The organism is Elizabethkingia sp. YR214 (assembly GCF_003058195.1).
Classification (GTDB): Bacteria; Bacteroidota; Bacteroidia; order Flavobacteriales; family Weeksellaceae; genus Elizabethkingia.
In genome coordinates this window covers 432,235-455,105 of record NZ_QBUH01000005.1, presented here as the reverse complement: position 1 = coordinate 455,105, position 22,871 = coordinate 432,235, and the positions used below count along the sequence as shown (strand labels likewise).

Sequence of the window (22,871 nt, the reverse complement as noted above, 5' to 3'; positions counted from 1 at the left end):
TATTTTAGTGATGAAGATTATTTTACAATCTTCATTTCGTTGATCAGCCATTTAGCATCAGCAAACTTATCGATAATGAACAGGACATATTTTGTATCCACCATAATATTTCTGCTGAAACGTGGATCAAAATTAATATCACTCATAGTTCCTTCCCATTGTCTGTCGAAGTTAAGACCTACAAGGTTTCCGTTAGCATCTAATGCAGGACTTCCGGAGTTACCACCAGTAGTGTGGTTAGTTGCTGTAAAGTTTACAGGAACATCACCCGTCTGGTCTTTATACATTCCGTAATCTTTATTGTTGTATAAATCAATAAGCTTCTTAGGAACATCGAACTCATAGTCTCCAGGTACATATTTCTCCATTACACCTGCAAGGTGAGTTTTGTAACCATAGGTTACCGCATCTCTTGGGTTAGAACCTTTTACTACACCATAAGTTACACGAAGTGTAGAATTGGCATCCGGGAAGAATTTCTTATCCTTATCTGTTTCCAGTTGCTGCTTCATATATTTCTTCTGAAGTGCATCGATTTCTGTCTGTAAAGAAGCATATTTAGGATCTACTTTCTGAGAGTAGGCATCTTTCATAGATAAAGCCAGTTTGTAGAAAGGATCGTTTTTAATAGCAGTGGCAAAACCGGCATCAGCAAAAATCTTGTCGATGTTCTGGTTTGTATAAGTACCATTTAGTGCTTTACGTCCACTGATTATAGAGTTTTTGGACCAGTCCTCGATTACTGTAAGGTTTTTGTTTACATCACTAAACTGAGCAAAACCTGATGGCAGAAAGTCTGCCGGAGTTTTCTGTACATACAGTGCCAATAATTTAGCTGTTACCTTAGCATCCAGTTCACCTTCGTAATCTTTATAGAAAGAAGTTAAAGTATTCTTCAACTTCTTAGTAGATTCCGGAGTTGCTTTTCCGGATTCAACATCCTGAAAATAAGTGATAAAATAATTAGCAAGACGCAATGTTTCAGCATTTCTTGTAACCTCAGTATAATAAGCGTTGTTTAGGGCATAAGGTGCCTGCTCGCTATACAGTTGGTTAAATTTATCAATAGTTGCTTTTACTTCCTGGTTTTTCTGTGCCAGAGTTTGCTCATAAGCTTGTTTTTTAGCTACAGCATTAGATTTTTTCAAACCTTCTACTTCGCCCATCCACTTTTTCCAGTAGTTAGCCACAGAAGCATATTTAGAAGCATACTTTATACGAGTTGCATTATCTGTACGCATTTTTTCATCAAGAGTTTTCAACGCAATATCACGTACTGTAATTTTTGCAGGATCTGTATCATTAATGATTTTTTCTACTGCAACAGAAGGAAGATATTCAGTTGTTTTTCCCGGGAATCCGAAAACGAATGTGAAGTCACCTTCCTTAAGATCTTTTACAGATACCGGCAGTGAATATTTCGGAGTATATGGAATGTTATCTTTAGAATATTCTGCAGGCTTATTGTTTTTGTCTGCATAGATACGGAACATAGAGAAATCTCCTGTATGTCTTGGCCATACCCAGTTATCAGTATCCGAACCAAATTTACCGATAGATTGAGGTGGTGCCCCTACTAAACGGATATCTTTGAAAGTTTCAATGATAAATGCATAGTATTTGTTGCCATCATACATGGATTTGATAACTACTTTCTGAGAAGGCTCCAATTTGAAGCTTGCTTTTGCAGCCTCTATATTTTTATCAATTGCAGCTTTTACATCCTTAGCAGCAAGGTTTTCTGTACCTGGAAGAATTTGATTGGTTACCTCTTTAATATCAGTAATGAAATCTACTACTACACCTGGATTAGGAAGTTCTTCGTCCATATTCTTTGCCCAGAAACCATTACTTAGAAGGTCATTTTGCACTGTAGAATGTGCCTGAATTTGTCCAAAACCACAGTGGTGATTTGTTAATAATAAACCTTTTTGAGATATTATTTCAGCAGTACAGCCTCCATTGAATTGCACTACAGCATCTTTAATACTAGGCTTTTGGGTATTGAAAATATCTTTTGCAGAAATCTTCATTCCCAATTCCTTCATTTCCTTTTCATTTAACTCTGTAGGAATCCACATTCCTCCCGCCTGTTGAGCAAAAGCCGTTACTGCGGGGAGTAAAGCAAGTGCTAGTAGGATGTTTTTCTTCATAAACTAAAATTTGCCCCAATTTACGAAGAATATTTAGGATAGACTGACTTTATATTAATTTCAGTAAGTCGGTAGAAATGGCTTGAAATTTGGATTGTAGGCGATAAATTTAACACCTAAAATTAACTAAAAGATGAAAAAAAATGTATTACTGATTGCTGCTACAGCGGGACTTTTATTAATGTCATGCTCCCAAAAGAAAGAGCTACAACCTGGAAGCGGGGTTGAAGAGACAACAGCTGAAGCTAAAACAAATTCAATATCTGTAGAGCCGATTACTAATGACGGTCACAATTCCCAAAACTCATTAGACTGGGCCGGAACTTATGAAGGAACATTGCCTTGTGCAGATTGCCCGGGAATTAAAACTACTATTACGCTGAAGGACGATAATACCTATACAATGACTGAAGAGTATGTGGATAAAAAAACAAAAGCAGAGGATAAAGGTAAGTTTGAGTGGGATAAGAGTGGTGGAAAAATTTCTTTGGTAAGTAAAGATGGTAAAAGACAATATATGGTTGGTGAAAACCAATTGATCCATCTTGATATGGACGGAAAAGAAATTACCGGACCAAATAAAGATTTTTATATTCTAAAAAAGAAATAAGGATTATTGATAACAAAAAGAGAACTCCCTGAATAGCTTCAGGGAGTTTTTTATACCAGTCTGCAAGGAACCTCCAGATCTTCGGTCAGATAGTAGCTGCTACATAAACGGTGATATCCGTCGGCAATAATTAACTCATTCTGACCTCTTACCAAAAGGATAGGAGAGAGCTTTTTATTCTTTTCTACCTTTTTCAGGTTTTCTTTTACATGAATGTTGGTTTCAGGAAGCAAGACTAGCCTACTCGCCCTTAGTATATCTTTGGATTTCTTCTTTATAGTGGGTACCTTTTTTAGTTTTGCAACAATTTTTTTGGCTTCATCCGGTACAAAAAGAAGTTCCAAATAATCTTGTGCTGCAGGAAAGTCGTGTTCTTCAGGCTGTTCCAGCCAGATATCTGCTTTTGGAGAATTCTTCTTCATTAGAGAATTTTTTAAAATTGATATGAAGTTATTTTTTCATCATCCATCAGTTGTTGAATCAATGCCAGATGGTGTCTGTTTTTTCCGGAGAGTCTCCATGTTGTAGCCAATACGCCCTGTCCATATTGTTGCCTGATAATAATGAAGTTCAGATGGTGCTTTTTAAATATACTTTCACAATAAGCAAAGTCAGATTGTGATGAGGTTGTAATTTTATATTCCCGTATTTTGTGATGGTTATCTATATAATCCTGGAGATACGTTAAAAGGCTAAGAATAGCCATGACCAAAACCGTACCTAATAATGCCAGGTATACATAACCGGAACCTACACACATTCCCAGTGATGCAGTAGCCCAAATTGTAGTAGCTGTAGTGATTCCGCCAATTTTATTGTCATCTTTGAAGATAACACCGGCGCCCAGAAATCCTATACCGGTAATGATATTGGCTGCTAACCGATCCGGATTTTCTACTCCGATTTTTATAGAAAGTATGGTGAATAAACAGGATCCGAAACATACCAGAATAAAGGTACGCAAGCCAGCCGATTTATTTCTGTATTCCCGTTCTGCCCCAATAATAAGTCCGATAATAACGGAAATGATAATAAGCAATAATTCATTCTGTACAGGAAGTTTATCAAATATATCCATAGCGCTGAAAATGATAAATAAATGTACAAAAAAACCTGTTACTATTTTTAGTAACAGGCCTTTATGGTGGTATATATTTTATTTAAATATCAGAAACTGGTAATGTAAAATAGAAAGTGCTTCCCTGATTCAGAGAACTGGATACACCAATTTCACCATGTTGTTTTTCAATGAAGTTTTTAGATATTGCCAGTCCCAGACCGGTTCCGCTCTGATGCTCCCCTGGTACCTGGAAGTAACGGTCGAATATCTGGCGGTGGTATTTTTCATCAATTCCTTTTCCGCTGTCCGAGATACCAAACCTTACAAATGCACCTTTTTTCTCTACAAGAATTCGGATACTCTCTTCGGGGAATGAATGCTTGATAGCATTGCTCAGGAAATTATTAATAACCCACACCGTTTTATCGAAATCTGCGGTTACGTGGTCTTCTTTCTCCGTCTTTATTTCTGTAGTAATGGAGATGTTTTTTTGTTCTGCCAGCATTTCAACATTTTTAACGGCTGTATAAACCAGCTCTTCCGGATTACAAGATTCAACATTCAGCCGTATATTACCACTTTCTACCTGAGAAAGGTTGAGTAGCTCACTGGTTATGGTTAGAAGGCGCTGTCCGTCTTCATCTATACTTTTTAATAATTCCTGTTGCTGTTCATTCAGAGTACCAAATTTCTGATTACCCAAGAGCTGAACACCCATTTTAATAGCGGCAATAGGAGTTTTTAGTTCATGAGAAATGGTAGCAATGAAATTGGTTTTGGCAAAATCTAATTCTTTGAAAGGTGTAATGTTGCGAAGGAGGATTACTTTACCAATATTTTTCTTTTCTTTCTCACCGGTTTTAATCGTACTGATAGGAATTACATCCTGTTCGAAATAACTCTCTTTGCTGTCAGCTGCAATTTTTATAGGCTCTTCCGAAGGATTATCGATATTTTTGAGGAGCTCCCGAAGCAAATCATTGTTTATTGCAACTTCATGAGCTGTTTTTCCCATAAGCTCTTCTTTCTTCAGATTGGTTATTCTTAAAGCCTGATCGTTGATCATGTAGATGAAGTGATTTTCATCCAGGCCAATAACAGCATCGTGCATATTGTTTACAAGTGTTTCAATGCGCTTTTTATCCATTAATTGCTTGGACAGATTACTGCTTTCATATTCCTCCAGTTTTTCAGCCATGATGTTGAATGAATCTGCAAGATCATTGAATTCTTCACTGCCCTTAAAGTGAACTCTTTCATGATAATTTCTGCCGGCAATCTGTCTGATACTGGATGTAAGCTGCCGGATAGGTTCGGCAATAGTCTGAGGAAGGTTAAAAAGAAGCGTAAACGCAATCATAAAGCAAACTGTACCTAAACTAACAATCCAGAATGTGGCATTACCAGCAGTAACAATAGCTATATCGCTTTTCCTTTCAATAGCCTTCATGTTCAGAGACATGATTTTTGCTAAATCACTGCGGATTTGCTTTTCACCGGCATCTGTTTTTTGTTCCAAATATTTTTTAAAATGGATATTCAGGCTATAGGTTGCCTCTTTTTCTCCCGGTTCCGAAAGATTCTTCTCCTGAAAAGAATTGTTTATCCTGAAGTTTTTTACCGCCTGAGCACTATCTGTGTCTATTTTATCCAATGCCAGCATCATATTTTTGGCATACTCCAGACTGTTATAATTAGCTGTAAGGATTTTTTCTGTGTCGGATTTTAGTTTATTGATATACAAAGCACCAATTACTGAAAGTAAAACAATCAGTAAAAACAGAAGCCCGACTCCTAAAGTGAGTTTTGTTTTAAGTTTCATAGCGCTTAGGATAAAATAATAATATCAATATGTTTTTCGTTCAGCCGGTTCATTAAAGTGTAAATCCAACTGTAACCAGATATACGCTGCCATAGTTTGGGGTGGGGTTTTCCAATACATACTGTAGTAATATTGTGTTGGTTTACATATTCCAATATACCCTGGTGAACACTGCTTTCTTTCATGCGTACAACTTTAGCGCCTAATTCTTGCGCTAAGTTAAAATTATTAATCAGGTATCGCTGCTTATCGAGGGCAATTTTTTCAGGTCCTTCCGAAGGTTTCTGAATGTAAAGAACAGTCCATGGACTGCTGTAATAACTAGCGAGACGAGCTGTTTTTCGGATAATTGTTTTGGCTACTTTTTCGTTGCTGCTGATGCAGGCCAAAAATTTAACCGGTTTGAAGTTCTCGGTTTTTATCTCAGCTTCTACTTTTCTTTCCACGTGGGTTGCCACTTCTTTCAGTGCCAGTTCCCGTAGTTGTAAAATATGATTGCTCTGAAAGAAATTAGCCAGAGCTGTTTCAATCTTTTCTTTTTTATAGATTTTTCCTTCTTTCAGCCGGGTTAGTAGTTCATCTGCTGTGAGATCTATGTTTACAACTTCATCTGCAAGAGCCAGAACCTTGTCGGGAACACGCTCGGATACTTCTATACCGGTAATGTTTTTTACATCTTCATTCAGACTTTCAATATGCTGAATATTCATGGCGCTGATTACATTAATTCCGTTTTCCAGAATTTCCAGTACATCCTGCCAGCGTTTTTTATTTTTGGAGCCTTCTACATTAGTGTGAGCTAATTCATCTACCAGTACAACTTCCGGATGATCATTAATGATCGCCTGAAGGTCCATTTCCTCCAGATATTTCCCTTTATAGAATATTGATCTTCTATCAATGGTAGGAATTCCTATAGCCAATGCGTCGGTTTCCTCTCTGCCATGGGTTTCAATAAAACCGGCTTTTACATCGATACCGTTTCTCAGCAAGGTATGAGCTTCCTGAAGCATACGAAAAGTTTTTCCTACGCCGGCGCTCATTCCGATGTATATCTTGAATTTTCCACGTTTGGATTTCTGGATAAGTTGTAAAAAATGGTCAGCTGATGACATTACCTAAATAATTTATTGATGTTTTTAATGAATTGTAAAATTGTGGAATCGTAAAGTTATTTTTTCGCTTTTTTGTTATTCTGCAACATTACAAATACACAAAAAAACAACTTTATCATTTCTCACCTATCTTTCTAGCTGTAGTTTTTTTAAAACCATACGTTAAGGCTGGATGTTATTATAAAATTAGCTTTTTTAAAGTTATCATTTTTAGCAAATACAGCATCTTTTGAAGTGAATCCTTTTGCCTCTGTCCGGAACATTACATTTTTGAAAATTGTATAATCCACATTTACAGAATAGCCAAAGGTCTGAAATCCGTTTGGAGTACCAGAGTTAATAATCACTCCGTTTTTATCATTGTAATATTCTAATCTTCCGGCTACGGCCCATTCGGGAGCCATTTGATATTTCAGCAACAGGTTAGGGGAGTACCAGATATTATAAGCATCACTACCTTTAGTTTTCTGTTCTGCTCCTATATCGAAACCTGCAATGGCTGAGAATTTATCTGTCAACTGAAATGTGCCATACAAATCATGGAAATAACGCATTCTTTTTTCTTCTCTGGATTTGTCGTTTCCGATGAATGAGCTGCTGTTCAGGGTTACTTTTTCTGATGGCTTATAAGTAACCTGGTGACCAAAAGATATAGACTGATTGCCTTCAGGTTTTGCTATTCTTTGCCATCCGTTCAGAACCAATCCGCTGAGGTACCACTTTCCGTTATCGGTTGTATAGGAAAGTCTGACACCGGTTTCAAAATAGGGAGAATTTTCGGCAGCAATGCTTCGGGTAAGGGTGTAGTTATCTTTTCCGATAGCGCTTTCCCAGCCGATGTGCGATGGCATAATCCCCGCATCGATCCATAAATTTTTATTTTCAGAAATTTTCACCCCAATATTGGCTTCGTTAACATAGCGCAATGCTCCCTGTTCTGCAACCATATTATCCTGTGCATAGGTGCCGGCCATCAAGGCAAGATTGGCCCTTATACGTTTATCCTGATAGGTTGCCTTTGCAACCGCCAGGTTGAGGTTAATCTCATTATGGCGGTTAAAATTATACAGGAAATTTTGATGCATATGTTGTTTGGGTTCATTAAAATTATAACTGTAAAATACTTCTGTGTAAGCAGAGAATGTTATTTTTTTATCTGTTGAGATACTGTCTGTAGACTGAGCTTTTACTGAAAAGCTCAATCCTAATGCCAAAAGGGCTATTATACTTTTTTGCATACTTAAGGGCGGGTACTAATTTTGTCTAATGCCAGGTTCAGTTCTAATACGTTTACTTTTGCAGGTCCAAGAAGATGAAGAACCGGTGGAGTTGTGTTTTTGGCAACTACCTCTTTTACCTGTTCTTCGGAAAGATTGCGGACTTTAGCAATTCTTTTTACCTGATAAAGGGCTCCTTCAGGAGAAATATCCGGATCTAATCCACTGCCGCTGGCAGTTATTAGCTCTACAGGTACTTTTGTATTTTCCATACCAGGATTTTGCATTTTTAGTGTATCAATTCTTTTTTGTACAATATCCAGATATTCTTTATTACTAGGAGCCTTATTGCTTGCTCCACTTCCGTCAGCTTTATAATTTACTGAGGAAGGACGTCCGTGAAAGTATTTTGGAGATTTGAATTCCTGTCCGACATTTCTATAGAATTTTTGACCTTTATAGGTAATGATTTCGGTATTTCCATTAGTAGGAAGAACCTTTGAGCCGGCATAAACAAATAAAAGGTAAATGCCTACTAAAACTGCCATCACGAAAGTGAGTTTTGCGGCAGGTAGAATATAATTTTTCATTTTTTTAAATTTAAAAGAATACACTGATTAACAGATCTATAATTTTTATTCCGATAAAAGGAACGATGATTCCTCCCAGTCCGTAGATAAGCAGATTTCTTCTCAGAAGAGCACTGGCACCGATCGGTTTATAAGCAACTCCTTTTAGAGCAAGCGGGATAAGTATCGGGATAATTATGGCATTGAAAATAATAGCAGATAGTATAGCTGACTGTGGGCTATGAAGTTGCATTATATTAAGTTTCTGAAGTGCCGGAATAAAGGTGATGAACAACGCAGGGATAATGGCAAAGTATTTAGCAACATCATTCGCTATACTAAAAGTTGTCAGAGTTCCACGGGTCATCAGCAATTGTTTTCCTATCTCCACGATTTCAATAAGCTTGGTAGGGTCATTGTCCAGATCCACCATATTTCCGGCTTCTTTCGCAGCTTGTGTTCCGCTGTTCATGGCTACGCCAACATCTGCCTGAGCAAGAGCGGGAGCATCATTTGTTCCATCGCCCATCATGGCTACCAGTTTACCAGATTGTTGTTCTTTTTTGATATAGTTCATTTTATCCTCAGGTTTAGCTTCTGCGATAAAATCATCTACACCTGCTTTTTCCGCAATATATTTTGCTGTTAAAGGATTGTCTCCGGTAACCATTACTGTTTTTACACCCATCTTTCTTAACCGTTGAAAACGTTCCTGAATTCCGGTTTTAATGATGTCCTGTAATTCTATTACACCAATTACTTTTTCATTAAGTGATACTACCAACGGAGTGCCTCCATTTTCAGAAATGCTTATTACGGCTTCTTCTGTTTCTTTAGGGAAAATATTCCCGGCTTTTTCAGTTAGCTTTTTAATAGCGTCATAAGCTCCTTTTCTTATTCTGGTATCATCAAAATCAACTCCTGAGCTTCTGGTTTCTGCTGTAAAGTTGATGTAATGAGGGTTGTTTACCTGTAAATCTTCTGATTTCAGCTGGCTAAGTTCTATAATGGATTTTCCTTCAGGAGTTTCATCTGCAACAGAACTTAGAGCAGCAGCTTTTACAAAATCGTCTTTAGCAACAGCCAGGCATGGATGGAACTGGGTAGCCTTACGGTTTCCTATAGTGATGGTTCCGGTTTTGTCCAGAAGCAATACATCTATATCTCCGGCTGTTTCTACTGCCTTACCACTTTTGGTAATTACATTGGCACGGAGAGCTCTGTCCATTCCTGCGATTCCGATTGCAGAAAGCAAACCTCCAATTGTAGTGGGGATTAAACAAACAAAGAGGGAAATGAATGCCGCTATAGTAATTGGGGTTTGCGCATAGTCTGCAAAAGGTTTCAGTGTTACGGTAACTATAATGAATGTAAGGGTAAAACCTGCCAGGAGTATAGTCAATGCAATTTCATTTGGTGTTTTCTGGCGAGAAGCTCCTTCCACAAGAGCAATCATTTTATCCAGAAAAGATTCACCAGGTTTAGTCGTTACTTTTACTTTTATTCTGTCTGACAGCACTTTTGTACCACCGGTTACAGAGCTTTTATCACCACCGGCTTCGCGGATAACTGGTGCACTCTCTCCGGTAATTGCGGACTCATCTATAGTAGCTAGCCCCTCAATAATTTCACCATCCATAGGGATTTGGTCTCCGGCTTCGCACAGAAATAAATCCCCTAGTTTCATTTCTGCAGATTTTTTCAGTGCGGTTTCTACCTGAAATCCTGGCTGGTTATTTGTGATAACTTTTGCAGGAGTTTCTTCACGGGTTTTCCGTAGAGAATCGGCTTGTGCTTTACCTCTTGCTTCAGCAATAGCTTCAGCAAAATTGGCGAAAAGAACAGTGAAAAATAATATTATAAATACTAAAAAGTTGTAAGCGAAACTTCCCTGACTTGTATTTCCTGCAAGACTGAATAATGATACAATAAACATCACAACTGTACCAATTTCTACAAGAAACATAACCGGATTTTTAAACATGATTTTCGGATTCAGTTTTACGAAGGACTGTTTTATGGCCTCATTTACTAAATCTTTTTGAAATAATGTTTGAGATTGATTTTTCATTTTTTTAATGTTAAAAATGTTCTATTATTTGGAGAAATATTGAAGCTGTTCTGCGATTGGTCCCAGTGTAAGAGAAGGGAAGAAGGATAGTGCAGCAATTAATATGATGACAGCAAGTGTCATAAATCCAAAAGTTAATGTGTCAGTTTTCAGTGTTCCGGAACCTTCAGGAATGAATTTTTTCTCAGCCAGACATCCTGCAATAGCTATAGGGCCTATAATCGGGATGAATCTTGAAAGCAGAAGAACTATTCCTGTGGAAATATTCCACCATGGTGTATTATCTCCCAGACCTTCAAATCCGGATCCGTTGTTTGCTGAAGAAGAGGTGAACTCATATAGCATTTCGCTGAAGCCGTGGAAGCCCGGGTTGTTCAATGTTTTGGTGCCAAATTCCGGCAAATAGGCAGTAAGAGCGGTTCCTGCCAGAATAAGAAACGGATGGAATAAAGCTACAATCATAGCTATTTTCATTTCTTTGGCTTCAATCTTTTTACCCAAAAACTCTGGGGTTCTGCCGACCATTAGTCCACTAATGAATACTGCAAGGATAATGAAGATGAAGTAGTTGAGAATACCAACACCACAACCTCCGTAAAAGCAGTTAATCATCATTGCCAGAAGTTCATTCATTCCGGAAAGCGGCATGGTACTGTCGTGCATAGAGTTTACAGATCCTGTAGAGATTACAGTAGTTGCAATACTCCAGTAGCCGGAAGAAGCGCTGCCAAAACGTATTTCTTTACCTTCCATAGCACCAAGACTGCTGTCTGCACCCATTTGTGTTATTAGTGGATTCCCTGTGGTTTCATTGATAACGTTCGGAATTGCTAACGCCAGGAAGCCTATTGTCATCACTGTAAATATGATCTGGGATAATTTTTTTCTTTTAAGGTAAAACCCTAATGCAAATACTAAAGCAAACGGAATGATCATCTGAGTTGCCATTTCGGTCATATTCGTAATATAGTTCGGATTTTCCAACGGGTGTGCGGAGTTAGTTCCGTAAAATCCACCACCATTGGTTCCAAGGTGTTTAATCGCTACAAATGCTGCTACAGGACCTCTTGAAACATCTGATTTTTGTCCCTCCAGAGTTGTAATATGATCTTTCCCTTCGAAAGTCATGGGAGTTCCGTTTGCAGCTAATATAAATGCTACAATGATGGAGATGGGAATCAGAATCCGGGTCATGGATTTCATGAAATAATCATAGAAGTTCCCTAACTCTGTGGTTGTTTTTTCTTTGAAAGCTTTGAAAAGTACAGCCATAGCAGCCATTCCGGTTGCAGCTGTTACAAACTGAAGAAACATCAGAAAAAGCTGACTAAGATAGCTAACCCCTGTTTCGCCGGAGTAGTGCTGAAGGTTGCAGTTAACAAGAAAAGATATAGTTGTATTAAAAGCTAAATCTGGTGACATATTGGGATTGTCATCGGGATTCAGAGGCAGCCATTGCTGGGTTTGAAGGAGTATGAACCCGATAACGAACCAAACCAGATTAATGGTAAGCATGGCGTACATATTTTGCTTCCAGTTCATCTGGCGATTAGGATTTATTCCTGATATTTTGAAAAATAATTTTTCAACAGGATTAAAAACCGGGTCTAAAAAGGTTTTCTCATAACCATACACACGGGCGATATATTTCCCTAAGAAAAGCCCTATGATAAAGGTTAGAACAAACATGGCAATAATGCCTAAAATTTCTGTATTCATAATAATTTAAAATTTTTCAGGTTTCATCAGCACATAACAGATGTAAATGAATGCCAGAACGGAAAGGATGAATAAACTCCACATGATATATTATATTTTATCAAAAAATTGAACTGTTTTATACAAAAGCCAGAACAAAACAATACTGAGTAATAAAAGGATTAAAAGCATCATATCATTCTAATAATTAAGGTTAGAACTACGAGTGCAGCCAGAAATGTCAGTAGCCAGGTATAAGAAGACTGGCTGGGCTTCTGACCGGTTTTTTTTAAAGTTGTCATTTTTCATAATTTTTTATCTGAATGGTAAATGCCAAAACCGGTTCCAATTCAATATGAATGTTCTTAAAGTGCTATTGTGTAGGATGTTACTTGTTTTTAGAGAATACGGATGACAGAGAAAACCTTATCAAAATGATAGGCTCATTATCCAAATGATAAATAAACAATAGATTTGTTAAAATAAGACACCCCATAACTTTCATAAGTTATGGGGTGTCTTATTTAATAATAAATAGAATTCTTTATCTCAATTGGTATTCCTCCAACTTACGATATAAGGTTGCAATGCCGATTTCTAGAAGTCGCGCAGCTTCAGCTTTATTGCCCTTAGTATATTGTAACACTTTCTGGATATGTTCTTTTTCAAGTGTTTTAATGCTTAATGAGTCTGTGTCTGTAGAAGCCTGTTCCGAGTACAGTGGCAGACTGCCTGCATCAAGAATATTATTATTCATCAGAATAAGGCTCCTTTCAATGGTATTTCTAAGCTCACGGATGTTTCCCTGCCAGTTATTTTTCTTTAGTATTTTATAATAATCTTCAGAAACCTGAACTTTTGAAAGGATATTCATTTTTTTACTGAAAACGTCGATGAAGTTTTTGGCAAGAATTTTTAGATCTTCTTTTCTTTCACGTAAAGCTGGTAGATGAATTTCAAAAACATTTAGTCTGAAATAGAGGTCTTCTCTGAAGCTTCCCTGCTTTACTTCTTCCAGTAGGTTTCTGTTGGTAGCTGCAATAAGACGGAAGTTAGAGGTCGATACTTTTGTTTCTCCCATTTTAATAAATTCTCCGGTCTCTAGTACACGCAATAATTTTGCCTGTAAATCCATTGGCATTTCTCCAATTTCGTCCAGAAATAGTGTGCCACCATTGGCTTCTTCAACAAGTCCTTTTTTATCTTTTACAGCTCCTGTAAAAGCGCCCTGTTTGTGTCCGAATAGTTCACTTTCCAAAATTTCTTTACTGAAAGCAGAGCAGTTGATAGCCACAAAATTTTTATTATTCCGACTCCCTGTTTCATGAATTGCATGAGCAAATACTTCTTTCCCGGTCCCTGTTTCTCCGGTTAGTAAAACGGTAGCGTCTGTAAGCGCAACTCTTTCCGCAAGCTTTTTCGCCTGAAGGATAGACTCTGCACTTCCCAGGATCTGATCCATCCCTTTTAGTTTACATACCGGGATTGTATTATGAGATTTATTATCTTTTGCTTTCTCAATAGCTCTGTATACGAGAGGAATAATTTTTTCGTTATCATCTCCTTTTACCAGATAATCGTATGCGCCATTCTTCATTGCCTGTACAGCATCGGAAATATTTCCAAAAGCTGTCATCAGGATAACCTCTTTTTCAGGATATTTGGTTTTAATGGCCTTTACAAGCTCTACACCAAATGCATCCGGAAGCCGTACATCACTTAGTACAACATCAAAATCGTGCTGCTCAAGCATTGTCATAGCTGAGCGCGCAGTTGAAGCTTCTTTTACATTGAAGTTTTCCTGAGAAAGAATCATTCCCAGAAGTTTCAAAAGTTTAAGTTCGTCGTCAATGATGAGGATAGTTCCCGGCATATGATAGAATTGAGATGCAAACTTACATATTATTCGGCATCGAAAAACAGAAGAGGCTATTCAAAATAAAAAAATCGCCAGAAAATAGTTTCTGGCGATTTTTAACTGATATTAATTTTTAAAATTCATTCTCTGTATTCTTACTGCATTCAGAATAGCCAAGAGAGCTACACCTACATCGGCAAATACTGCTTCCCACATTGTAGCCAAACCTCCGGCCCCAAGAATAAGAACAATAGCTTTTACGGCAAAGGCTAATATAATGTTCTGCCATACGATTTTCTTAGTCTCTTTCCCTATTCTGATGGCTGTAGGAATTTTTGAAGGCTGGTCATCCTGGATAACAACGTCCGCTGTTTCAATGGTTGCATCACTGCCTAATCCACCCATTGCCATTCCGACATCACTTAGAGCAATAACCGGTGCATCGTTTACTCCATCGCCAATGAAGGCAACTGTTTCATTTTGTGCTTTTATGGCTTTTACTTTCTCAACCTTATCTTCTGGTAATAAATCACCAAAGGCATTTTCAATTCCAATTTTTTGTGCTACTTCTTTTACAACAGCTGTTTTATCACCACTCAACATAGTTGTTTTTATATTGAGCTTTTTAAGCTCTGCAACAGCTTTTACTGCATCTGGTTTTATCTGGTCCGAAATACTCAGATAACCTGCAAACTGACCACCATAAGCAATGGCGATTAATGTATCGGAAATTGCAGAGTGATTAACCTGATACTGAATATTAAATTTATCCATCAACTTGAAGTTACCGGCAAGGAAATCTTTCCCGTTGATAGTAGACTTCAATCCGTGTCCCGGAATCTCTTCTGCATTTTCTAATACTATAGAATGGTCTACTTCTCCAACATATTCGTGTACAGCAGTTGCAATAGGGTGTGTAGATTTACTTTCAATAACATTCAGATACTTCAGGATCTCATCTTTATCAAATCCGTTTTCAATATTTGCAGTTTGTACTTTAAATACACCTTCTGTCATTGTTCCGGTTTTATCCATTACTACATTCTGAATATTGGCTAATGCATCCAGGAAGTTACTGCCTTTGAAGAGTATCCCGTTTTTACTTCCGGCACCAATTCCACCGAAGTATCCTAAAGGAATGGAAATAACCAATGCACAAGGACATGAAATAACCAGGAAGATCAACGCACGGTATAACCAATCTCTGAACTCATATTGTTGTACAAAGAAGTAAGGCAATAGACAAATAGCAATAGCCAATACTACGACAATTGGTGTATATACTTTAGCAAATTTCCGGATAAACAATTCTGTTGGTGCTTTTTGCGAAGTGGCATTTTGTACCAGTTCCAGTATTTTGGAAAGCTTGCTGTCTTTATACTCTTTCTGAATCAGCACCTGACTTACTGAGTTAAGATTGATCATCCCTGCAAGTACAGCTTCACCTTTTCTTTTAGTGTCTGGCTTGCTTTCACCTGTCAGAGCTGCTGTATTGAAAGATGCACTCTCTGAGATCAGCTCTCCGTCTAAAGCCAGTTTTTCACCTGGTTTTAGCTGAATAATCTGTCCAACCTGTGCTGTTTCAGCCTTAATAGTCTTAGGAATATTGTTTTCCAGAATTGTAATTTCATCCGGTCTCTGATCCAATAATCCTTTGATATTCTTTTTGGCTCTTTGTACTGCCATAGTTTGGAATACTTCTCCTACAGAGTAGAAAAGCATTACCGCAACGCCTTCAGGATATTCTGCAATGGCAAATGCACCAAGAGTAGCAATACTCATCAGGAAAAACTCTGAGAAGAAATCGCTGTATCGGATACTCTTAACAGCATCTTTTAGTACCGGAAGACCTACCGGAATATATGCTGCTACATATAATACAACTCTTACCCAGCCCTGGAACCATTCAGGTTTTATATAATTGTCCAATGCGATTCCTACCATAAGCAGAACGAAGGAAATCACAGCTGGCAAAAATAACTGGAAGGTTGTTTTCTCGCTATTATCATGAGAATGGTCGTGACCATGATCGTGGTCGTGTCCATCCCCATTATGCTGATGATTGTGTTGTTGCTGCGGTTTTGTGCTGCAGCAGTCGCTATTTGAACTCATAACTTTTAATTTTCATCAAAGATAATACGGAGAGGCATGCAACCCTATTGCAAAGTTTTATTTTATACCTAACTGACTGAAGAGTTCATCTTTTTTGTTAAGAGCTATTGATATTGTTTTTCCGTTGATTAGCTCTACCATATTGGCATTTACACTTCTTATAGCTTCTATATTCAGTATAAATGACCGTTGTACGCGGAAGAAACCAGGTAAGGTCAGAATCTCTTCCATAGATTTTAAAGTTGCTTGTGTAGTATAAGTTTCGGAATCTATAACAATTTTAAGATAATCACCCTGAGCCTCTACATACAGGATTTCGTCCAGTAATATTTTAATGAGTTTGCCTTCAGATTTTATAAAAATTCTGTCCGTATTGACTTGCTGGATTGAAGGAATCTGTTTTAAAGCGATATAATCTTTAGCTCGGTTAACGGCTTTTAGAAAACGATCAAAACGTACAGGCTTTACCAGATAATCCGTAACCCCGGTATCAAAACCATCCAGTGCAAAATCACGGTGTGCAGTAATAAAAATAATAACCGGTGGATTAGAGAGTGATTTTACAAGCTCCATTCCGTTGATTTTAGGCATCTGAATATCACTGAATATAATATCTACAGTATTGTTTTGCAAATAGAACAAAGCTTCTGCCGGATCTCCAAATGATTTTGTTAAACTGAGAAATGGAATTTCCTGTACAAAGGACTCTATAACATCTCTTCCAAGTGGTTCATCATCTATAATTATGCAATGCAATTTTTCCATCAGTTTTCTAAAACTATTTTTAAAGTTACTTTAAATCTGTTTCCGGTATTTTCTATTTGTAGTTCATGCTGTTCAGGATATAATAACGTTAAACGTTTTCGCATATTTTCCAACCCGATTCCGCCAACGGATTGGTCTTGGTTTATTATTTCCACATCGTTTTCCAACCGAAAATAAAATGTATTGTTTTCTGTCTTTATATCCAAAAGTATAAATTGTTCTTCTGAACTTCTGAGACCATATTTGAAAGCATTTTCTATACAGCTGAATGCTAGCAAAGGTGCTATATATAATCCCGAAGTATTACCTCCGTTAGAAATATTGATCTGAATATTTTTATCTGCAGGGTAGCGCATTTTTTCCAACTCAAAATAATTTTTGATGAAGTCTAGTTCTTTATCCAGAGGAACCTTTTCAGTATTCGATTCATATAGAGTGTAGCTCATCATCTCAGACAAATTAAGGATAACTTCCGGCGTCTGATTGTCTTTTTTTATAGCCAGACTGTACAGGTTATTTAGAGTATTAAAGAGAAAATGCGGATTGAGCTGAGCTTTCAGGAAATCCTTTTCCATATTGATATTCTGAATTTCTATTTCCATTTTCTGCTCCTTTAGTTTTAATGTTCTGTTGTACATTCTGAAAATTTCAAAAAGAATTTTCACAAAAAAGAAAGGTGATAAAAGTGAGATTACAATAATGATCTGAGATAAAACTCTTTTAAAAGATAAAGCCTGGGTAAAGCTTTGCTCTGCAGCTTTGGAAATAATACCTTTTAGTTCACCCATCGGAACGTCAAATCCCAAACCATTGTATACTAATGTAATGAAGTAAGTGATGGCCATCCATAAATAGATACAGAAGGGAATACTAAGCACCAATAAAATGATTGCTTTTATTTTCCCGCCTTCAAGAGCTTTAGGTAATAGCATATAAAAGAAAATATAGAATACAACCATATTGCATATCGCCATACGCAGGGTTAGGATAATGCTATGAAATAAAGGGATATCATAAGCTAAAATATAGCTAAGCAGTAAAAATGAGGCAAAAAGTAACCACATTATGCAGTGAAATAATAATCTTCTTTTTTTACTGTAAAACTGATTGAAGTCGAATGTATCAATCTTATTTGCAAAGTAATTGTCAGGCACTGGTATATTTAGTTTTTATAGATCTAAAAGCAACTTCAAAGATAGTTTTTTGAAGTTGCTTTTGGAGATTAGTATTATAAAATTCTTATAATGACGTTGGTGATATTTATTAAATTATGTCCTAGTACAGGGTAAATAAGATTACCAGAGAACTTTCTCAGAATTCCCACACTGACTGAGGAAATTAAGGTAAGATAAACAATCGTGATGATGTCTATTTTAAACTGATGTGTATCCGTAAGAATAACACCATGTATAAGTCCAAACGTGATGGTTATAATAACAAACCCCCAACCAAATTTTATCCCTTTAAAGTTCCATTGAGGAGGGAAAGCTTTTTCCAACATCCATAGAAAGATTCCTCTGAATAGTATCTCTTCGCTTAAACCGGGCATTGTAGCCTGAAAAAGAAATGTTTCAGCATCGAAAGTACCGCCTTTGGGAAACATAATCAATTTGAATATAATGTCGAATAATGTGAGTCCCAGGAATACTAAAAGACCATATCGGATTTGTTTCTTACTATTGGTTTTGGTAGTGAATCCAATGGCTTCTCGCTCGCTTCGTGAAACTGAAAATATCAGTATCAAAGCAAAAACAATACTTATTAATTTGCTGGCCCAATTGAGCTTTAATCCCAAAAAATCAAGATTGATGTACTGTCTGCCCAATATCAGAAGATAAGAGTCTGCAAGAAAGTAAAGAATAAAATAGACCAGATATTTGGTGTTTTTGTTTTTAGATTTTATAAATGCTAAAATGATAATCGGAAGAAGAATTAAGATCCAGATGATAGGTGTAAATAATGACATAGTTTTTGATTTTTTTTCAAAGGTATTTTTATCACATACGGATACCGAAAGCTACCGATGAAATCATCTTATTAAACGATAAAAAGATATTATCAGCAGATTAAGGTTTTTGATATTAGAGGTGAAATACGGTTTATGTATATTTGATATTAGATTAACTGATATGAAAACTAGGTCTGTAAAAATAGTCTTGTCCGCAATTATTGTTGTACTTATTGTGAGCAGCTGGGTTCATCATTCTGTAAAGCCAATTGATAAAGCTATGTGGCTTATAGGTACATGGGAGAACAAAACCTCTCGTGGAAGTATCTATGAATCCTGGAAAAAAATAAATGAAAATGAGCTGTCAGGAAAGAGTTATGCGCTTAAAGGTGCAGACACCATTATATTCGAAACAGTTCAGTTGAAACAAGAAGGGGAGAGTTTATATTATATTCCCACGGTAAGAAATCAGAACGATGGTAAGCCGGTTAGTTTTAAAGCCTATTCTGTTACGGATAGTAAAATAGTTTTTGAGAATCCCGAGCACGATTTTCCACAGTCTGTTTCTTATACAAAAGTAAATGCTGATTCATTAATCGCAGAAATTTCAGGTGTTAAAAATGGAAATGTACGCCATCAGACTTTTCCCATGAAAAGAGTTAAATAGATTATTATACCGAAACTTCATTGTTGTGATATAATAGGCTATTTGGTTTTATAAAGCTATATCCGGCATTCTCTGCAAATACCTGTAGCCAGAAATTTTAATTCTTTTACCAGATAGTCATTAGGAAACGGAACATTGCTGAAGCTTACTTCCTCCAGACAAGTCGTTTGCTTGCACTTGGTACAATAAAAATGCAGGTGATAGTCATGGTGGATTTCCTCATTGCAATCATCACTACATAAGAGATATTGTGTTGTATTATGTTCCTGAATACCATGAATAAGACCTTTTTTTTCAAAAGTTTTCAGAGTACGATATAAAGTACTACGGTCAGATTGCGCTAATTTTTCCTCCAAATCGGACAACGAAAGAGCTTGTGGAGCCTCTAGAAAAGCATCCAAAACCAGCATCCGCATAGAAGTAATGGGAATCTTTTTATTATCGAGGATATTTTCTATTCTTTGTGTGTTCACAGGAGATTATAATTAGGTTTTTGATGTTATAACAAATTTAAGGATAAATTTTAAATTTTTGTTAAACCAAATGTTTTATAATCGATTAATAATCAATTTTTTATAAATTGTATATGGATATATAAAAACCTTGTTATGGAAAATATTAAAAAAAGACTGCAAGAATACTCTTTTGATAATTATAAACTGGTCTTAAACTTTGCGACTTTCGAGGATGCAGAGTTGTATGCTCAGGAACATCAGGGAGATCTTGTAGAAATAGGATTTACAGACGGTGCAGATAATCCGTTATTCGATGATTATGCAAAGCTAATTAGTAACCGTGCTGTGTTCAGAGTGAAACTTCCTGCAGAATATGACATTTTATATTCTCATGATGAACGTTTTCAGGAGTTGGCAGAAGACATTCTGGAAGCTATGAAACGTAAAGAAAATGATGTAGCTCCAGAGGACTGGCTTGCCGATCAGAATATAGCACCCGGAGACAGAATTATTATTCTGAGAGATGGTAGTATCAATACTGTAACAACAAGAGAGAGGATTAAATTCCTAATGGCCGGAAAACTTTACGAAATTGCAGTACAACTGCCTAAAAAATAGTAAAAACGCCTCACAGATCTTAAAATCTGTGAGGCGTGTAGTTTTATAGATGACTTGCTTTTAGCTGTTGACAAGATCCAAAAATTGTTGCTCATCCAGAATAGTGATGGTTCCTATATCCTGAGCTTTTTTCAGTTTGCTTCCGGCTTTTTCTCCAACAATAAGGTAGTTCAGATTTTTAGATACAGCAGAGATGTTTTTGCCACCATGTTTTTCTACCATTTCTTCAGCCTGCTCTCTTGTGAAAAGTGATAATTTTCCGGTGAAAAGGAAAGCTTTTCCATCCAAAACATTACTGATTACATCATTGGTATTTTCACCTTTTTCAAGCTGTATACCATAATTTTTCAGACGCTCTATCATCAGAAGGTTTTCCTGGTTTGCAAAGAATTCGGTAATGCTTACAGCGATTTTTGCACCGATATCTTCTACCTGGCAAAGTTCTTCTTCAGTAGCATTCTTTAATTCTTCTATACTTGGGAAGTTTTTGACCAACTTTTTAGCAACGGTTTCTCCTACATGCTTTATACCTATTCCGTACAATACCTTTTCAAAAGGTATTTCTTTTGATTTTTCTACACCATCCAAAATGTTTTGTGCAGATTTCTCTGCCATACGCTCTAAAGGGAGTAATTGTTCTTTGGTTAGAGTATAAAAGTCTGCAGGATTCTCGATTAGTTTTTCACGGTAAAGCTGTTCTATAGTTTCACCACCCAAATTTTCTATATTAAGGGCTTTACGGGAAACATAATGAATCATTCTTCCTACTACCTGTGGCGGGCAATGCAGTTCGTTCGGACAAAAATGTATTGCCTGATCTTCTATTTTTACAAGTTCGGTACCACATTCCGGACAATGCTTTATATATTCTATTTCTTTGCTTTCAGATGTTCTTTTCTCAGTATTAACACCTACAATTTTAGGAATGATTTCGCCGCCTTTTTCTACATAGACAAAATCGTTTTCATGTAGATCTAGCTTTTTTATAATATCCTCGTTATGAAGAGATGCACGTTTTACAGTAGTTCCGGCTAATAAAACCGGACGCAGATTGGCTACAGGAGTAATAGCACCAGTTCTTCCGACCTGATAAGAGACACTCAGAAGTTCAGTTTCTACCTTTTCGGCCTTAAACTTATAGGCCATGGCCCAACGTGGTGATTTGGCAGTATAACCCAATTCACGCTGATGTTTTAGTGAATTAACTTTTATAACGATACCATCGATCTCAAAAGGTAGGTTATGTCTCTCCTGATCCCAATAATTGATGAAGTTTTTTACATCATCCAGCGTTCTGCATAATTTTGCCTGATCTTCAGAAACTCTGAAGCCCCATTGCTTTGCATTCGCCAATAAATCCCAGTGAGTTTCTGCAGGGAAATTTTCAGCAATATATTGATATAGTACTGCAGAAAGTCCGCGTTTCCTTACCTCACCGGAGTCCTGCATTTTAAGGCTTCCACTAGCTGTGTTTCGTGGATTCATAAAGGGATCAAGTCCCTCTTCCTCACGAAGTGCATTAAGTTTATCAAAGTTTTTACGGGTAAGATAAATCTCACCACGCATATAAAAACGTTCAGGAAATTCACCCTTTAGCTTTAACGGAACGTCAGAAATCGTTCTTACATTACTTGTAATTTCATCACCCTGAAATCCATCTCCACGAGTTACTGCCTGAGATAATTTTCCGTTTTCATAAAGAATGGAAATAGATGCACCATCATATTTTAGTTCCGCAACAAACTCTACAGGCTCGTCAATGGTTTTTATAATTCGTTTTTCCCAATCTTCCAGATCATTAAAGTCGTATGAATTATCCAGAGAGTACATTCTAAACTGGTGTTGTACGGTAGGAAAGTTTTTGGTTACACCTCCGCCAACACGCAAAGTAGGCGAGTTAGGATCATTAAACTCGGGATGCTGTGCTTCCAGATCCTGAAGTTCCTTCAGTTTTGCATCGAATTCAAAATCCGAGATAGAAGGTTCATCCAGAATATAGTAATTGTAATTATGCTGATGAAGCTCTTCTCTTAGCTCTTCTATTTGTTGTTGAATGTTTTCGGACATAGGGTCAATAAATGTTTTTACAAAAATAAGCAATCTGCTATTTTAATCATATTTTAAACTGTAAAA

The 22,871-nt window shown here is 36.9% G+C and carries 19 protein-coding genes; 3 read left to right on the top strand and 16 right to left on the bottom strand.

Annotated elements, in window-relative coordinates; genetic code table 11:
* Positions 1-17: 17 nt before the first annotated feature.
* The gene (locus C8J95_RS12795) at positions 18-2,153 is read right to left on the bottom strand and encodes a S46 family peptidase (protein WP_107808677.1); all 2,136 of its coding nucleotides are present in this window, start codon (positions 2,151-2,153) and stop codon (positions 18-20) included.
* Between the two features lie 133 nt (positions 2,154-2,286).
* Here C8J95_RS12795 and C8J95_RS12790 point away from each other — a divergent pair, with 133 nt between their 5' ends.
* Positions 2,287-2,763 carry a copper resistance protein NlpE gene (locus C8J95_RS12790; protein ID WP_107808676.1) on the top strand — a complete coding sequence of 159 codons (477 nt, stop codon included), beginning with the start codon at positions 2,287-2,289 and terminating at the stop codon, positions 2,761-2,763.
* 50 nt (positions 2,764-2,813) lie between these two features.
* On the opposite strand, the gene C8J95_RS12785 is transcribed toward C8J95_RS12790, so the two are convergent.
* From C8J95_RS12785 to C8J95_RS12720, 13 genes are all read right to left on the bottom strand, one after another.
* A complete protein-coding gene (locus tag C8J95_RS12785; RefSeq protein ID WP_107808675.1) occupies positions 2,814-3,185 on the bottom strand; it encodes a hypothetical protein in 372 nt (123 codons plus the stop codon).
* Positions 3,186-3,196: 11 nt separating this feature from the next.
* Positions 3,197-3,841 carry an MgtC/SapB family protein gene (locus C8J95_RS12780; RefSeq protein WP_107808674.1) on the bottom strand — a complete coding sequence of 215 codons (645 nt, stop codon included), beginning with the start codon at positions 3,839-3,841 and terminating at the stop codon, positions 3,197-3,199.
* Between the two features lie 82 nt (positions 3,842-3,923).
* Positions 3,924-5,645: an ATP-binding protein gene (locus C8J95_RS12775; protein ID WP_107808673.1), complete on the bottom strand. Its 1,722-nt coding sequence runs from the start codon at positions 5,643-5,645 to the stop codon at positions 3,924-3,926.
* Positions 5,646-5,650: 5 nt separating this feature from the next.
* The gene (locus tag C8J95_RS12770; protein ID WP_107808672.1) at positions 5,651-6,760 is read right to left on the bottom strand and encodes a histidine kinase; all 1,110 of its coding nucleotides are present in this window, start codon (positions 6,758-6,760) and stop codon (positions 5,651-5,653) included.
* A gap of 149 nt (positions 6,761-6,909) precedes the next feature.
* Entirely contained in the window at positions 6,910-7,998 is a 1,089-nt protein-coding gene (locus tag C8J95_RS12765) for a porin (protein WP_185124603.1), read from the bottom strand.
* A gap of 2 nt (positions 7,999-8,000) precedes the next feature.
* A complete protein-coding gene (locus tag C8J95_RS12760; protein WP_107808707.1) occupies positions 8,001-8,567 on the bottom strand; it encodes a potassium-transporting ATPase subunit C in 567 nt (188 codons plus the stop codon).
* A 10-nt stretch (positions 8,568-8,577) separates the two neighbouring features.
* Entirely contained in the window at positions 8,578-10,617 is a 2,040-nt protein-coding gene (gene kdpB / locus C8J95_RS12755) for a potassium-transporting ATPase subunit KdpB (RefSeq protein WP_059322677.1), read from the bottom strand.
* 24 nt (positions 10,618-10,641) lie between these two features.
* A complete protein-coding gene (gene kdpA / locus C8J95_RS12750; RefSeq protein ID WP_107808671.1) occupies positions 10,642-12,336 on the bottom strand; it encodes a potassium-transporting ATPase subunit KdpA in 1,695 nt (564 codons plus the stop codon).
* 523 nt (positions 12,337-12,859) lie between these two features.
* The gene (locus C8J95_RS12740) at positions 12,860-14,188 is read right to left on the bottom strand and encodes a sigma-54 dependent transcriptional regulator (protein WP_107808670.1); all 1,329 of its coding nucleotides are present in this window, start codon (positions 14,186-14,188) and stop codon (positions 12,860-12,862) included.
* A 111-nt stretch (positions 14,189-14,299) separates the two neighbouring features.
* A complete protein-coding gene (locus C8J95_RS12735; protein WP_107808669.1) occupies positions 14,300-16,285 on the bottom strand; it encodes a heavy metal translocating P-type ATPase in 1,986 nt (661 codons plus the stop codon).
* A 57-nt stretch (positions 16,286-16,342) separates the two neighbouring features.
* A complete protein-coding gene (locus C8J95_RS12730) occupies positions 16,343-17,050 on the bottom strand; it encodes a LytTR family DNA-binding domain-containing protein (protein WP_107808668.1) in 708 nt (235 codons plus the stop codon).
* Positions 17,050-18,114, bottom strand: a complete 1,065-nt coding sequence (locus tag C8J95_RS12725; protein ID WP_255412804.1) for a sensor histidine kinase — start codon at positions 18,112-18,114, stop codon at positions 17,050-17,052. Before C8J95_RS12725 ends, C8J95_RS12730 begins: the two co-directional genes overlap by 1 nt.
* A gap of 164 nt (positions 18,115-18,278) precedes the next feature.
* Positions 18,279-19,016, bottom strand: coding sequence for a CPBP family intramembrane glutamic endopeptidase (locus C8J95_RS12720; protein ID WP_107808666.1), 738 nt, complete (start codon positions 19,014-19,016; stop codon positions 18,279-18,281).
* 163 nt (positions 19,017-19,179) lie between these two features.
* Between C8J95_RS12720 and C8J95_RS12715 the strand changes: the two genes are divergently transcribed.
* Complete coding sequence (locus C8J95_RS12715; RefSeq protein WP_107808665.1) at positions 19,180-19,665, top strand: DUF6265 family protein; 486 nt, start codon at positions 19,180-19,182, stop codon at positions 19,663-19,665.
* A gap of 56 nt (positions 19,666-19,721) precedes the next feature.
* Here C8J95_RS12715 and C8J95_RS12710 read toward each other — a convergent pair whose 3' ends face one another.
* Positions 19,722-20,081 carry a Fur family transcriptional regulator gene (locus C8J95_RS12710; RefSeq protein WP_107808706.1) on the bottom strand — a complete coding sequence of 120 codons (360 nt, stop codon included), beginning with the start codon at positions 20,079-20,081 and terminating at the stop codon, positions 19,722-19,724.
* A gap of 192 nt (positions 20,082-20,273) precedes the next feature.
* On the opposite strand from C8J95_RS12710, the gene C8J95_RS12705 reads away from it, so the two are divergent.
* Positions 20,274-20,738: a hypothetical protein gene (locus tag C8J95_RS12705; RefSeq protein ID WP_107808664.1), complete on the top strand. Its 465-nt coding sequence runs from the start codon at positions 20,274-20,276 to the stop codon at positions 20,736-20,738.
* 60 nt (positions 20,739-20,798) lie between these two features.
* On the opposite strand, the gene ligA is transcribed toward C8J95_RS12705, so the two are convergent.
* The gene (ligA, locus tag C8J95_RS12700) at positions 20,799-22,805 is read right to left on the bottom strand and encodes an NAD-dependent DNA ligase LigA (RefSeq protein WP_107808663.1); all 2,007 of its coding nucleotides are present in this window, start codon (positions 22,803-22,805) and stop codon (positions 20,799-20,801) included.
* Positions 22,806-22,871 lie beyond the last annotated feature (66 nt).

Bases quoted from the DNA above. Each gene is read 5' to 3' on its own strand.
- C8J95_RS12710 (WP_107808706.1), bottom strand. From the start codon at position 20,081: ATGCGGATGCTGGTTTTGGATGCTTTTCTAGAGGCTCCACAAGCTCTT.
- ligA (WP_107808663.1), bottom strand. From the start codon at position 22,805: ATGTCCGAAAACATTCAACAACAAATAGAAGAGCTAAGAGAAGAGCTT.
- C8J95_RS12780 (WP_107808674.1), bottom strand. From the start codon at position 3,841: ATGGATATATTTGATAAACTTCCTGTACAGAATGAATTATTGCTTATT.
- C8J95_RS12765 (WP_185124603.1), bottom strand. From the start codon at position 7,998: ATGCAAAAAAGTATAATAGCCCTTTTGGCATTAGGATTGAGCTTTTCA.
- C8J95_RS12715 (WP_107808665.1), top strand. From the start codon at position 19,180: ATGAAAACTAGGTCTGTAAAAATAGTCTTGTCCGCAATTATTGTTGTA.
- C8J95_RS12720 (WP_107808666.1), bottom strand. From the start codon at position 19,016: ATGTCATTATTTACACCTATCATCTGGATCTTAATTCTTCTTCCGATT.
- C8J95_RS12795 (WP_107808677.1), bottom strand. From the start codon at position 2,153: ATGAAGAAAAACATCCTACTAGCACTTGCTTTACTCCCCGCAGTAACG.
- C8J95_RS12760 (WP_107808707.1), bottom strand. From the start codon at position 8,567: ATGAAAAATTATATTCTACCTGCCGCAAAACTCACTTTCGTGATGGCA.
- C8J95_RS12705 (WP_107808664.1), top strand. From the start codon at position 20,274: ATGGAAAATATTAAAAAAAGACTGCAAGAATACTCTTTTGATAATTAT.
- kdpA (WP_107808671.1), bottom strand. From the start codon at position 12,336: ATGAATACAGAAATTTTAGGCATTATTGCCATGTTTGTTCTAACCTTT.
- C8J95_RS12740 (WP_107808670.1), bottom strand. From the start codon at position 14,188: ATGCCGGGAACTATCCTCATCATTGACGACGAACTTAAACTTTTGAAA.
- C8J95_RS12775 (WP_107808673.1), bottom strand. From the start codon at position 5,645: ATGAAACTTAAAACAAAACTCACTTTAGGAGTCGGGCTTCTGTTTTTA.
- C8J95_RS12785 (WP_107808675.1), bottom strand. From the start codon at position 3,185: ATGAAGAAGAATTCTCCAAAAGCAGATATCTGGCTGGAACAGCCTGAA.
- C8J95_RS12770 (WP_107808672.1), bottom strand. From the start codon at position 6,760: ATGTCATCAGCTGACCATTTTTTACAACTTATCCAGAAATCCAAACGT.
- C8J95_RS12790 (WP_107808676.1), top strand. From the start codon at position 2,287: ATGAAAAAAAATGTATTACTGATTGCTGCTACAGCGGGACTTTTATTA.
- C8J95_RS12735 (WP_107808669.1), bottom strand. From the start codon at position 16,285: ATGAGTTCAAATAGCGACTGCTGCAGCACAAAACCGCAGCAACAACAC.
- C8J95_RS12730 (WP_107808668.1), bottom strand. From the start codon at position 17,050: ATGGAAAAATTGCATTGCATAATTATAGATGATGAACCACTTGGAAGA.
- kdpB (WP_059322677.1), bottom strand. From the start codon at position 10,617: ATGAAAAATCAATCTCAAACATTATTTCAAAAAGATTTAGTAAATGAG.
- C8J95_RS12725 (WP_255412804.1), bottom strand. From the start codon at position 18,114: ATGTGGTTACTTTTTGCCTCATTTTTACTGCTTAGCTATATTTTAGCT.